Origin of the sequence: Psychrobacter sp. C 20.9, assembly GCF_001921765.1 — a bacterium.
GTDB classification, from domain to species: Bacteria; Pseudomonadota; Gammaproteobacteria; order Pseudomonadales; family Moraxellaceae; genus Psychrobacter; species Psychrobacter piscatorii_B.
The window spans coordinates 70,176-83,599 of the sequence record NZ_MRYC01000010.1 but is presented as its reverse complement, the minus strand read 5'-3'; the positions used below and the strand labels follow the sequence as shown (position 1 = coordinate 83,599).

9 protein-coding genes and 1 pseudogene are annotated in these 13,424 nt (G+C 45.0%); 6 read left to right on the top strand and 4 right to left on the bottom strand.

Features of this window, described 5'->3' with window-relative positions; all coding sequences use genetic code 11:
* Nucleotides 1-26 precede the first annotated feature (26 nt).
* Nucleotides 27-239 carry a hypothetical protein gene (locus BTW00_RS08360; RefSeq protein WP_058024164.1) on the bottom strand — a complete coding sequence of 71 codons (213 nt, stop codon included), beginning with the start codon at nt 237-239 and terminating at the stop codon, nt 27-29.
* A gap of 364 nt (nt 240-603) precedes the next feature.
* Between BTW00_RS08360 and BTW00_RS08355 the strand changes: the two genes are divergently transcribed.
* From BTW00_RS08355 to BTW00_RS08335, 5 genes and pseudogenes are all read left to right on the top strand, one after another.
* On the top strand, nt 604-2,235 hold the full coding sequence (locus BTW00_RS08355) for a DUF389 domain-containing protein (RefSeq protein WP_083603607.1): 1,632 nt from the start codon (nt 604-606) through the stop codon (nt 2,233-2,235).
* Nucleotides 2,236-2,381: 146 nt separating this feature from the next.
* On the top strand, nt 2,382-5,054 hold the full coding sequence (gene alaS / locus BTW00_RS08350; protein ID WP_075107020.1) for an alanine--tRNA ligase: 2,673 nt from the start codon (nt 2,382-2,384) through the stop codon (nt 5,052-5,054).
* A 316-nt stretch (nt 5,055-5,370) separates the two neighbouring features.
* Nucleotides 5,371-6,657 (top strand): aspartate kinase, encoded by a 1,287-nt coding sequence (locus BTW00_RS08345; protein ID WP_058024167.1) that lies wholly within the window; start codon nt 5,371-5,373, stop codon nt 6,655-6,657.
* A gap of 412 nt (nt 6,658-7,069) precedes the next feature.
* Nucleotides 7,070-7,237 (top strand): annotated as a pseudogene (csrA, locus tag BTW00_RS08340) (carbon storage regulator CsrA); the annotation flags it as partial.
* A gap of 164 nt (nt 7,238-7,401) precedes the next feature.
* The gene (locus BTW00_RS08335) at nt 7,402-7,776 is read left to right on the top strand and encodes a HopJ type III effector protein (protein WP_075107019.1); all 375 of its coding nucleotides are present in this window, start codon (nt 7,402-7,404) and stop codon (nt 7,774-7,776) included.
* An 81-nt stretch (nt 7,777-7,857) separates the two neighbouring features.
* Here the strand turns inward: BTW00_RS08335 and BTW00_RS08330 are convergent, their stop codons facing one another.
* Entirely contained in the window at nt 7,858-8,169 is a 312-nt protein-coding gene (locus tag BTW00_RS08330; protein ID WP_058024169.1) for a YeaC family protein, read from the bottom strand.
* A gap of 83 nt (nt 8,170-8,252) precedes the next feature.
* On the bottom strand, nt 8,253-9,257 hold the full coding sequence (locus tag BTW00_RS08325) for an NAD(+) kinase (RefSeq protein WP_075107018.1): 1,005 nt from the start codon (nt 9,255-9,257) through the stop codon (nt 8,253-8,255).
* Between the two features lie 330 nt (nt 9,258-9,587).
* Here BTW00_RS08325 and BTW00_RS08320 point away from each other — a divergent pair, with 330 nt between their 5' ends.
* Complete coding sequence (locus BTW00_RS08320) at nt 9,588-10,310, top strand: Bax inhibitor-1/YccA family protein (protein WP_075107017.1); 723 nt, start codon at nt 9,588-9,590, stop codon at nt 10,308-10,310.
* Nucleotides 10,311-10,408: 98 nt separating this feature from the next.
* On the opposite strand, the gene BTW00_RS08315 is transcribed toward BTW00_RS08320, so the two are convergent.
* Nucleotides 10,409-13,207, bottom strand: a complete 2,799-nt coding sequence (locus tag BTW00_RS08315; protein ID WP_075107016.1) for a heavy metal translocating P-type ATPase — start codon at nt 13,205-13,207, stop codon at nt 10,409-10,411.
* Nucleotides 13,208-13,424: the final 217 nt, after the last annotated feature.

Below are 13,424 nucleotides of genomic sequence, written 5' to 3'. Positions count from 1 at the left end.
GCATCAAGCCAAAATCTGATCATCCGTTATACTTTATGACCATCTTCGTTACCAGTGATGCTACCGATTTTTTTGGCAAAGAACATGGTGATGGGAATAGACGCCGCTGCACCCACTGCGACCGCTATTTGCATATGCGCGATCTCATCGAAACCCATAATGAGCGTACCGATGATGACAATCCCTGTGGTGACAGTGCCTGCTATGATGTAAATGACAGCAAATAATGGCCAGTTCATGACTTAATCCTTACTTTATGTGTGGGTATAGTTACTTTATACGCCATATCCCCACTAAAGGTAAGTATTTAATATAGACGCCAGCCTCATACATTTTGGCTGACTTATTCTAAAACCCATGTTAATATAAGGGTATTTCTCACTCATATTTCGCTATCTTCATTAATACTCATTTCCTATAAATTTTTACTCCGATTCCACTTTACATTCAGCCCCTCGATCATACCCTTACTACGATACCTCTTTCTATTTTGCCCAATGTCATGTCTAGCACTTTGCTTTTGCACAAAAAAAAGACAGCTTGTCGCTGATTTTTCATTACAATAATGGTTTTATTTCATCTGACTAATAAAGCCCAATTGCTATGACCGCTTCTGATAATACGTCACAACAAAAAAAACCAGACACCGTTTCTCAGATTCCATCTGATATGACAAAAGAGACATCTGAGAGAAGGATTGATGATGCCCATGAACCCGAACAGACCACTGAACAGGAGTATGCAACCGAAAACAGTGAAGAGGAGTCGCTCTCTGAAACAAAAATCGTCATCACCTCACCAGAGCCTGATGTCGTCATTGCCACGCTAGACGCGCCTGATGATGACTCAGATCAATCTGAATTATCCAGGCCAAACGCAGACACAGCCGCTCACGCATCAGAGACAGCGTCTGAGGCTTTTCTTCAAACACAAGAAAATCCAGACACTTCCGAAGCGCCCAACAATCATGTCAGTCAACCGGTCGAGCCTATCGCCATTGATCACAGTATTCATGCGAATGATCCTGCCATCGAAGAGGCAGAAGACTCTGATCTGATACCGTCCACGCCTGCCAAATCGAATGAAGAAGAGATAGAAGACGATAACAACGAGAAAAAAGAAGAGGCCGTCAAAGAGGAGAAAGAAGCCAAGCTAGAATCCTACAAGCAATTCGTTGCCGAGCAGTTTAGCGATCAAAAGATAGACTATCCTGAAGTCCGTGTCACGATCGAGGCCAACGCCCTACCAAGTAAAATGTACTTTGTAATGAACACGCTATCAGCCATTATTGCCAGTTATGGCTTGGTGACCAATTCAGCCGCAGTGGTTATTGGCGCGATGTTGGTCGCCATGATGCTCGGTCCGATTACAGGTGTCGCCCTAGCGATTATTGACTACCGTATGCCACTGTTGCGTAAGTCGTTGCTCACCGTGTTAGCGGGGGTATTTTTGGTGATATTGGTCGGCTTTGTGGTGGGTCTATTGCATCAAGGTCAACCGCTGACCAATGAGATTTTGTCTCGTACCCAGCCCACGTCTATGGACTTGATGATTGCACTGGCTGGCGGTACGGCTGGTGCATATGCGATGGTGTCTCCGCACCTGTCCGTCGCCGTTGTTGGGGTTGCTGTAGCCACCGCCTTGGTGCCGCCACTCGCGGCCAGTGGCATTTTATTTGCCAATGGCGAGATACAGATGGGGCTAGGTGCTGCCTTATTGGCCCTGACCAACATCATTGCCATTCAGTTTACTAATGCCATGGTACTGTGGTTTTTAGGCTTCAGGCGCTTGGTCGATGATGATTATGAATCGGGCACCTATTTGATATTTTTCCGTCGAAACGCCGTCACACTATTGTTACTGGTCGGCTTGGGCATTTATCTTACTCTAAACCTCAATAGCAATGCCAAGCAGCAGACCTTTGAAAACAATGTCAAAGAAGCAATTAATGAACATTTTATCGATCAAGGTAACGTACTGACCAACATACAATTTGATAAGAATAATGGGTTTCAAATCATTCGTGCCGTGGTACGCGGTGAGACCAGTCCAAATTCACAAGATGTGCAGCAGATCGAGGATGTGATTACCAAAGATATGGCAGAAAACTTCCCCAAATACTTGCCTATTAAATTGCAATTGCGCTACTTGCCAGTGCAGGTCATTGAGTCTGATCCATTAATCAAAGACAAGCTTGATGAGACTGATGCGGCAATTTTGACCAATTCACCATGATGCACCCTATATGATTGGCAAATCATGAATGGACTATAACGAGCAGTTGTAACTCTTGTACCAAGAGCTTAGGCGTTTGTGCTAAAATCGCTTGCAAAATTATTTTATGTCATTTACTCAATTCTATCCGTCAGTAAGGAGCCGCTGTGAGCCAGCCATTTCGCTCAGCCGATATTCGCCAAGCCTTTATCGATTTTTTTATAAGCAAGCAGCACACCCAAGTTTCATCGTCTAGCTTGATTCCGCATAATGATCCGACATTGTTATTTACCAATGCCGGTATGAATCAGTTTAAAGAAACCTTTTTGGGCATGGAGCCGCGCGACTATACACGTGCTGTGACCTCGCAGAAGTGTGTCCGTGCTGGTGGTAAGCACAATGACTTGGACAATGTTGGCTACACTGCCCGCCATCATACGTTTTTTGAGATGCTTGGCAACTTCTCGTTTGGCGATTACTTCAAGCAAGCAGGTATCGAGTATATCTGGGAGTTTTTGACCTCAGATCAGTGGCTCGCGATTGATAAAGATCGTCTGTATGTCACCATTTATGAGACTGATGACGAAGCCTTTGATATTTGGCACAAAACCATTGGTCTGCCAAGTGAGCGCATCATTCGTATCGGTGATAACAAAGGGGCACCGTACGCCTCAGACAATTTTTGGACCATGGGCGACACCGGTCCTTGTGGCCCTTGCACCGAAGTGTTTTATGACCATGGCGCTGAGATCGAAGGCGGCTTGCCCGGTACGCCAGAAGAAGATGGTGATCGCTACATCGAGATTTGGAACTGCGTCTTTATGCAGTTCAATCGCCAAAAAGACGGCACGCTATTGCCGCTACCTGCGCCCAGTGTCGATACTGGCATGGGGCTTGAGCGTATTAGCGCTATCATGCAAGGCGTCCATGGTAACTATGAGATCGATCTGTTTACCCATTTGATGGATGCGGCAGCTGAGATCTTAGAGATTGACAATGAACAGCAGTCATCACTAAAAGTCATTGCCGATCATATCCGTGCTGTGGCCTTTTTGATTGCTGATGGCGTCACACCGAGCAACGAAGGTCGTGGCTATGTATTGCGCCGTATCATTCGCCGTGCGGTACGTCATGGCAACAAGCTTGGCGCTGATAGTGAGTTTTTCTATAAAATGGTTGAGCCACTCGTGGCTGAAATGGGCAGTGCTTATCCAGAGCTAGTAGAAAAACAAAACGTGATCGAAAATGCGATTCAAAAAGAAGAAGCGCAGTTTGCCAAAACATTGGCACAAGGTCTGCGTTTGCTTGCCAGCGAGCTTGAAGGTCTAAAAGATGGCGATACGCTATCTGGCGAAGCCGCCTTTAAACTGTATGATACTTATGGCTTCCCGATCGATTTGACAGCAGATATCACGCGTGAGCGCGGTATTGTCATTGATGAAGCGGAGTTCGATGAGCACATGCAAGCACAGCGCGAACGTGCTCGTGATGCAGGTAAGTTCGATGTCGATTACAGTAGCGTCATCCAAGTCGAGACGCCAACCGTCTTTGTTGGTTATGAGCAGCTTGAAGAAGACGGCGTGACCATCGATGCGCTTTATCAAGATGGCAACTCAACTGATAGCCTAACGGAAGGCACAGAAGGCGTGGTGGTACTTGATCGTACGCCATTTTACGCCGAAGGCGGTGGTCAAGTGGGTGAGCTTGGTGAAATCCGTACCGAATCAGGTGTCTTTGAAGTACAAGATACCAAAAAATCTGGTCAAGCCATCATTCATTATGGTGTGGTGACCATGGGTGATATCAAACCCAAGCAAACGGCGGATGCCCACGTGCTTTCAAGCATTCGTGCAGCCAGTGCCAAAAACCACTCTGCCACTCACCTATTACATGCAGCACTAAGAGAAGTCTTGGGTGATGAAGTCACGCAGAAAGGCTCATTAGTCTCAAGCGACGTACTGCGTTTTGACTTTGCTTATGATAAGCCTGTCAGTGCTGCTGAAATCATGCGAGTAGAGCGTCTCGTCAATGAGCAAATCCAAGCCAACACTCCTGCTCGTATTGAACACATGTCGATTGATGAAGCCATGAATCAAGGCGCGATGGCATTATTTGGCGAAAAGTACGGCACTGACGTTCGCGTACTCACCATGGGTACAGACAGTGTCGTTGATGGTCAGCGTAAGCCTTTCTCTATCGAGCTTTGCGGCGGTTTACATGTAAAGCGTACTGGTGATATCGGTATGCTAAAAATCACCAGCGAGTCAGGTATCGCTGCTGGCATCCGCCGTATTGAAGCCGTCACGGGCATGAACGCGGTCAAAAACATTCAGCAAAGCGAGCAGCAACTAAGCGAGTTGGCAAGCCAGCTAAAGGTCAAACGTCCTGAAGTTGCCCAGCGTGTGCGTACCATGGCAGATAAGCAACGCGAGCTTGAAAAACAACTAGAGCGTTTGCAACAAAAAATCGCCAGTGCCCAAGCTGCCAACCTACTCGATGACGTACAAACGATTGCAGGAACGCCTCTGCTTATCAGCACCTTACGCGGTATCGATGGTAAATCCATCCGCACGCTGATGGATGATATCAAATCAAAACTGCCTGATAGTGTGATTGTATTAATTGGTGATAAAGATGACCAATTAGCACTAGCCGCGAGTGTCGCAAAATCTGTTACTGCTAAAATCAAAGCGGGTGATATCATTCGTCATTTAGCCAGTGAGCTTGGCGGAAAAGGTGGCGGTAAACCTGATTACGCACAGGGCGGCGCACCAAAGTCTGATAACAGTACTGCGGTCATCAATGCCCTACCTGCTTGGATTGAAACCCAGCTTAGCTAATCATAAAAAGCCCAGTAACTCAGCGCCTTACTCTGGTTTACTGGGTATAAAATACGTGATTGGTTATAGCAACTATAACCAATCGCCATACATCTAAGCGGTACTGATACTTAAAGTTATGCGGTAGATATGGTATAAAGGTCAACGTTTGACAATATTGCTCATTCATGACAGTTGATGCAGTACCAATAAACGAATGACACATATAGGGCATAACTCTTACAATCTGGCTTTATCTATACACGCATGGACACGTGTCGCATTGAGACTGATCCATGAGAATAAAAGGTCATTAATGAATAATAGGTAGATTTTTATGGCGTTAATAGTACAGAAATACGGCGGCACCTCGATGGGCAGTATCGACCGCATCAAAAACGTCGCCAAACGCGTCAAACGCTGGCATGACAATGGTCATCAAGTCGTGGTCGTGGTCTCAGCCATGAGCGGCGAAACCAACCGTTTGATTGATCTAGCACGCCAAATCAGTAACAACCCTGACCCACGTGAATACGATCAGATGGTCTCAACCGGTGAGCAGGTTTCTATCTCACTACTCGCGATGGCGATTAAAGAGCTTGGTATTGGTGCGCGTTCAATGACTGGTCGTCAAGTCGCGATCAAAACCGATAACGCCCATAATAAAGCCCGTATCGAAAGCATCGATGATAAAAACATACGCGAGCAGCTAGATGCCGGCAATATCGTCATTGTGGCAGGCTTTCAAGGTATTGATGAAGAAGGCAATGCCACCACATTGGGACGCGGCGGCTCTGATACGACAGGCGTTGCGATTGCGGCGGCTTTGGGTGCTGATGAATGTCAAATTTATACTGACGTTGATGGCGTTTATACCACTGACCCTCGCGTCACCTCAAAAGCCAAAAAGCTTGAAAAAATTACCTTTGAAGAAATGCTTGAGATGGCAAGTCTTGGCTCCAAAATCCTACAGATTCGCTCAGTAGAATTCGCTGGCAAATACGGCGTACCCCTACGCGTCCTATCTAGCTTTGATGAAAACACTGACGGTAGCTTTGACCAAGAGTTTCAAAACAACGTGGGCACCCTAATTACGATAGACGAAGGAGACAATATGGAACAGGCAATCATCTCAGGTATCGCATTCAACCGAGACGAAGCAAAAATCTTAGTGCGCGGTGTACCCGATCATCCTGGTATCGCCTCTGCTATCTTAAGCCCAATTGGCCGCGCCAATATCGAAATCGATATGATTGTCCAAAACCTCTCGGATAATGGTACCACTGACTTTACTTTCACCGTCAATCGTACTGACTTGGACAAGACGCTAAAAGTGCTTAATGAAGAAGTCAAAGACGAGATTGGTGCCAAAGAAATATCAGGCAACAGCGAAGTGGTCAAAGTCTCACTAGTTGGTGTTGGTATGCGCTCACACGCAGGAGTTGCCAGCCTCATGTTCCAAACATTGGCTGAGAACAATATCAATATCCAAATGATATCGACCAGCGAGATCAAAGTGTCTGTTTTGATTCAAGACCAACACTTAGAAAAAGCGGTCAAATCATTGCATACTGCCTTTGGTCTTGACCGTGAAGACGGCGAGAGCAAAATTGCTGGGCTATAATGCCAAAAAACTGTTAAAATACAGCTTTAGCATTGATGGTTATCTATTAACCGCTATTGACAACTTTGCATCGTATGTAAATAAATAGCGTTTCGTTTAAACAAATAGCCTCCAAATAAAAACAGTACTTAAATAAAATAGGATCTTTTTAGATCCTATTTTATTTTTTAGCATAGTTGAAATGAGCATTTACCTAATAGTTTTGTGAAAAACCGTGACAGTATCTGTTATGCCACCTATAATGGGGCTTTCATTTGGGCTAAATGAATCTACCTAACATTGCCGTGGTTTGCACAATGTCGAGTATGGTAATTATTGATATATTACTTACTGAGTGCTGCGGTGATGTTCTGCAATTGAGAAGTAATCTGATGAGTAATAATCTGTTGATGCGACATAAGGAGTGTGACGCATGTTAATTTTGACACGCCGTGTGGGCGAAACGCTAATGATCGGCGATGAAGTCAGTGTGACGGTATTGGGCGTCAAGGGCAATCAAGTACGTATCGGTGTAAATGCACCTAAAGATATTGCCGTACATCGCGAAGAGATTTATCAACGTATCCAGCATGAGCGCTCTGTACAGTCGCAAATGCAACATCTTGAGCAAGGCAATTTTTCGCCGTCGTTCGATGACGAAGACTACTTCAATCGCTAATCTATAATACTTAATGCTCAACGACTAATGAGCATACATAAGCATTATATTTTTTATTTTTTAAACTGCTCTGAGGTCATTTATTTATGAGTATCCGCCAATCAGATGTATCGGCTCTACTTAATGGTTTGAATAAAAAAGCCATTGGATTCAATGATGTCATCAGCTTTATCGATGATTTTTATCGCTATTCTCCTGCCCCATTTGTCAACGGTATGGTACATAATGTAGCTGGCGAAAATGAAGGTAGTGCAAAGATTTTTGGGTTCGCAAAGCATCACGGTTTGAATCAACTGGATACGCTAAAACTATTCGGCGAACATTATGCCAAAGTGCAAGCAACGCCTAACGGTACTGACCATGCTAATATTCGCAACTTTTTGCATTGGGGCTGGCAAGGATTTTTAATGCAAAAAAATCCGCTAACGGTTCGTCCTAGTGTCGACACAACTGCAATTTAAATATGTGTCGTGATTGAATAATTAATAAAGTAAAAAAAGCCACGCTAATGAGCGTGGCTTTTTTATTGACTGTTTATAGTCCTATTTATTACGAAACTTCACAGGTTGTACCGCCCCTTTCGGGTTCGGCATATTAGGATAATGATGCTCGTGCTCGACGTCACACTCAGCGCCCACGATAGAACCGTCCTCTTTTACTGGCTTATGGATATAACCCGTACGCTCAGCAGGTGGTAGGTGCTCGTGCTCCCATACCATCACTGCTTGCATGCAAGTTTCTCGCTGCTCAGCGGTAATTTTGCGACCATCAGGCCACTTACCTAACTCAATCGCCATGCGGAATTTATCAACCACTTCCGGTGTTAGACTGGCTAGTATTGTTTGTTTATCCATCTTGTCTACTCTCCACTACTATTTTTTCATCATATTTTTTGATGGCTATTGGACGATTTGAAAACATGCTCTAATAGATACGCTCATTCATCATCTATAATATCATCATCGACATCCAGACTGAATTCTTCGGCATGTACGTTCCAGTGCAGCTTGGTACGACAGGCTTCATAAAAGTCAAATCCAGGCGGATGCAGTAAAGTGAGCTTATCAGGATGCTTACGAATATATAAGCGCTGTTCTTGCTCAAGCGGTACGCTTGGTTTGCCATCTGCGCTGACCATCGGCTGCGTGCGATTGTCTTCGTGAATACGAATACAGACCTCACTATTACCACTGACAACAATCGGGCGACTAGACAACGTATGTGGATGCATAGGCACCAGACAAATCGCATCCATACTCGGATGAATGATGGGGCCACCACCGGACAAGGCATAGGCAGTCGATCCAGTCGGTGTCGCTGCTATCAAGCCATCACTATGCTGTCTATAAACATCATGTCCGTCAATCTTCATCTGAAAATCGATCATATGTACCGATTTACCAGCGTGCAGTACGATGTCGTTTAGCGCCATGTCTTCATGAATGATTTTGCGCCCTTCTCGTATCTCCATCGTCAATAAAAACCGATGATCCAGCTGATAATCGCCCATCAATACTTGGCGTAGCTTAAATGCTGCTTCGTCAGGTTTGACATCTGCCAAAAACCCGAGACGACCACGGTTAACCCCTAATACTGGGACACGGTAGCGTGCCAGTGCTTCGGCAGCATGCAATATCGACCCATCACCACCAACAACGATGACCAAATCGCAAATCTCACCAATCAAGCCACGTTTAACGATTTTGACTCTTTCTACTTCTGTGAGGTTAAGCGTTGGTAAGTTGGCCGTTTGTACATCCATGATCAACGTCAAATTCATGTCGTTGATGGTTTGGGCAATCTGTACCAGACTTCGCGTGACACTGCGTTTACCAGCACGGCCCATCAAGCCAATACGCCTAAAAGCAGGATTTTTGATAGCGTGGAACAGCTCTGACTCATGTAAGTGTGGCAATCTTGCTGACTGCGCTGAGTTTTCCATAAAACGACTCGGTATAACGGTGAAGTACAGGGCAATAATAGCGATAAATGCGCGCTTAGACTAGCATGTTTATGAATTATCGTTGTTAACTGTCGTAACAGACCCCATATAAAAGCTATCAAATGCCTTATTGGGACTTGCTCGTTTGCTTAGATTATTGGTTTTTCTACCATCTATCTATTTTTGGTTGCAATATGCACTGACTACTGACCAATCAGCCTTGGTAGCTCAAGCTGTAATGGCTGTCACGCAAACACAGTTGACAATAATGGCGGTTTTGCTAAAGTAGCAGCATCTCTATTTTTATATTTTATTATTAAGGACTTATGTATGGCCAATCCTATTGTCAGTCGCGCAGAACTTGCGATCGGCGGTAATCCAATGACGGTCAAAGGCGTTATTCAAAAGACCAGCCTGTTACTTGGGTTATCAGCGATTACTGGTGTGGGCTTTTTCTTTTATGCGCTTATGGCAGGTTTATCGCAAGGTTTTATTACGATGGCGGCCTTTGGTAGCATGATTGCTGCGTTTGTTCTCGCACTTGTTATCACCTTTAAGCCACAAAAAGCAAAGACGTTGGCGGTGCCTTACGCATTGCTAGAAGGTATCTTTTTGGGCGGTATCTCATTATTTTTTATGAGAATGTATCCAACAGTACCGGTCACTGCAATGTGTGCGACCTTCGTCACAGCAGCGGTCATGCTAGGGCTGTATCGCTCAGGTTTGGTTAAGGTCACTGAAAAGTTCCGCTCTATCGTGACCTCAGCCGTTATCGCTATCATGCTAGTTTATGTAGCACAGTGGGTACTGTCTTTAGTATTTAGCTCAACTTTGCCGTTTTTGTTTGAAGGTGGTGCTATCGCTATCGGCTTTAGCTTGTTTGTGATTGTTATCGCTTCTTTTACGCTATTATTAGATTTTGACAATATCGATCGCGGTGTTGCTATGGGTATCTCAGAAGACTACGAATGGTTATTTAGTATTGGTATTCTTGCCACGCTAGTTTGGATGTATATCGAATTTATGCGTCTGCTCAGCTATCTACAAGACTAATCAAATAATTCGATAGTAAATCTGTATAAAAAACCGCCTGAGCTATTGATAGTTGCAGGCGGTTTTTTTATGAGCAAACTTTGAGAGCTGTAGTTCAACTAAGCCCGCTTTAGGCGTAGCGCGTTTAACACCACAAACAATGAGCTAAGTGACATGCCGATGGCAGCAAGCCAAGGTGGTACATACCCTAAAGCCGCTGGTATCAGCACGATACTATTATAAGCCAAAGCCCAGCGGAAGTTTTGCTTGATAATACGTTCGGTTTTATCAGAGATACGTTTGGCAGCAGTGATGGCTTCGATCTGTCCATTCAAAATAATACTGTCGCTAGATACTTGTGCCAGATCTGCTGCACCAGCAATCGAGGTGGACACATCAGCCGCTGCTAACACTGGTGCATCATTGATGCCATCACCCACCATCAGTACGACAGCGCCTTTAGATTGCAACTGCTGAATATGATTGACTTTATCAGTCGGTGATAGACCATTATAAGCTGACTGTATCCCTAAATTCTCAGCCATCACGAGCGCTTGCGGGCTTGGGTCCCCCGTCAACATCACAGACTCAATACATAGACCTTTGAGCGTATCGAGCATCGATTGGGTACTATCACGTACCTTATCATTAAAATAAAAGCACGCCAGCGCTTGCCAGTCATTTGTATCAGGTTTCTGGCTCGATAAAACAACCACTGAGCTGGCACGCTGAGCGACCAAGTCAATGTTCAAATCATTGTTCGTATTGACCTCATTGGCACTGCCACTGGTTTTATCTAACGCAAAATTCACATGACCAATGCGATATACCATGCCATCAATCATGGCTTCTACCCCGCCTGCGGGATAATGCTGCATGGCCCTCGTCGGTGGCAGATGTAACTGATAGGCAGCGGTAAGCAGCGCGTGTGCAATCGGATGACGACTCCCTACTTCTAGGGCAGCTGCGATTGCCAATAGTTTATCTTTTTGTGCTGTTGATGCTGAGTTATCAGAATCAGTCTGGTTTACTGGCTCGATTATCTCAATATTTAATAAATTTGGCTTCCCATAAGTAAGCGTACCTGTTTTATCAAAAGCAACATGTGTAATTTCAGCCAATGTTTGCAGCGTATGCCCACGCGTCGTCAAAAAACCATAGCTTGCCAGACGATTGGTTGAAACAGTCAAGGCAATTGGCGTCGCCAATGACAAGGCGCAAGGACAAGTGGCAACCAATACGGCCACCGTTGCCCAAATAGCTTGGCTTGGGTCAACGATATACCAGCCAACAAACACTAAAACTGATAGCACTAAGATACGCGCCACAAACCAACGTGCCAGTTTATCTGCTTGCTGTGCAAGTTTAGGCTTTTCGCTCATGGCGCGGTTCATCAGTCTATCAATCAGCCCTATTTGACTGTCTTTTGGTAATGCCGTCACCAACATCTCAAACGGCTGGCTATCGTTTTGCGCACCGCCAACAATATAATCGCCTTGGGACTTAATGATTAAATCACCTTCGCCTGTCAGTAGGCTTTGCGAGACTGTTGCAGTAGGACTTAACAAAATACCGTCACTGATAATCTCAGAACCCGCTTCAACCAAAATAATGTCACCCACTTGCAAGCTATGAGCCGTCACCATCTGCTTTGATACTACATCACCTTCTAACTGTGCTGTCACATTCTGTTGGTTACGTGACTGCTGCCAATCTTGAGCAATACCCGATGTGAGCTGATGAACATTGGCATCAACACCCTTCATAAAGTTAGGCATCATTTCTGTCGTCGCATCTGATGCCTTTTTCACCTCATTTTCGATGGGGTCACTTTGTTGAGACGCATTGTCTCTGATCTGCTGCAAAATACGCTCTGCTGCTGATTTGTCTTCAGCCATTTTTTGTACCAATACTGGCTCTACTACGACCAGATCATTGGCCATGGTCGCAGCTTTTAGACGGGCATTATGCTCGATATAGCGTCCTGCCAGCAAAAAGAAAATAAACATGCTGACAGAGTCATAGTATGTCTCCCCTTGCCCAGTAATAGTGGCGTATAAACTGGCAAAGAAGGTGATAATCAAAGCAAGGCTAACAGGCACATCCATATTGACCTGGCGCGCACGAATCGCTGACCATGCGGAGGTAAAGAAAGGAATACCGGCATAAAAGAAAACAGGCGTACTAACAAATAAAGACACCCAACGCAAAAAGTCACGCTGAAATATCAACATGTCGCTATATTCACCAAAATAAAGCGCAACGGCATACATCATTGCCTGCATTGAACCGAGTGCCGCGATACCAAGACGCAATAGCATTTGGTTGTTATGACGCGCCAGCATGGCTTCATGGGTATCTTGCCGATAAGGCTTGGCATCATAGCCAATCTCATTGATGACCGCTAAAATGCGGCTAATCGGTAACTTATCTTCATTCCAAATGACCCGCATACGCTGGTTGGTCAAATTCACCTGACACTTACTAATGCCTTCTAGCTCATCGAGACGCGACTCAATCAACCATGTACAGGCCGCACAGCGCAAATTATTAACAGACAGCTCCGCCACCGACAGCCCATCTTGCGCATATACGAACTGCGACTTTATCTCGTCATGATCATATACCTCAAGACGCGTCAGCTGGGTCGGTAAGCTTGCTGTACGGTTAATCTCCGAACGGTCAAGATAATATTGCTCAAGACCAGCCTCTACGATGCTCTGAGCTGCTAACTGACAGCCCATACAACACATCTCACGCGACTTGCCTAGAATCTCAGTATGAAACGGCGGCTGAGGCACTGGATCACCGCAATGGAAGCAGTGATCAGCAAGGGGTAGCACCAAGCCATCAGTGATGGAGTTGTCTTTATAAGGATGATTGGTAGCAGATGATACTGATGATGGGATACTAGACATAGTCGCGCTTACTTCCTTTGACAGGCTTGCTCAAAATGCATTCATTTAAGGCAAACTTGCTCTGATTGACTGTACTGTACGTCGTGCAACAGAGCCACTTTTCATCACATGAATATCACTATTGTTAGTAGCACAATATTGATAACAAATGGCTAATAGCAAATAACTAGCAACGGCGGATTCATACAAAATACATCATGGTACTTATCATAGATTG

Bases quoted from the DNA above. Each gene is read 5' to 3' on its own strand.
- BTW00_RS08360 (WP_058024164.1), bottom strand. From the start codon at position 239: ATGAACTGGCCATTATTTGCTGTCATTTACATCATAGCAGGCACTGTC.
- BTW00_RS08355 (WP_083603607.1), top strand. From the start codon at position 604: ATGACCGCTTCTGATAATACGTCACAACAAAAAAAACCAGACACCGTT.
- BTW00_RS08345 (WP_058024167.1), top strand. From the start codon at position 5,371: ATGGCGTTAATAGTACAGAAATACGGCGGCACCTCGATGGGCAGTATC.
- BTW00_RS08335 (WP_075107019.1), top strand. From the start codon at position 7,402: ATGAGTATCCGCCAATCAGATGTATCGGCTCTACTTAATGGTTTGAAT.
- BTW00_RS08330 (WP_058024169.1), bottom strand. From the start codon at position 8,169: ATGGATAAACAAACAATACTAGCCAGTCTAACACCGGAAGTGGTTGAT.
- BTW00_RS08325 (WP_075107018.1), bottom strand. From the start codon at position 9,257: ATGGAAAACTCAGCGCAGTCAGCAAGATTGCCACACTTACATGAGTCA.
- BTW00_RS08320 (WP_075107017.1), top strand. From the start codon at position 9,588: ATGGCCAATCCTATTGTCAGTCGCGCAGAACTTGCGATCGGCGGTAAT.
- BTW00_RS08315 (WP_075107016.1), bottom strand. From the start codon at position 13,207: ATGTCTAGTATCCCATCATCAGTATCATCTGCTACCAATCATCCTTAT.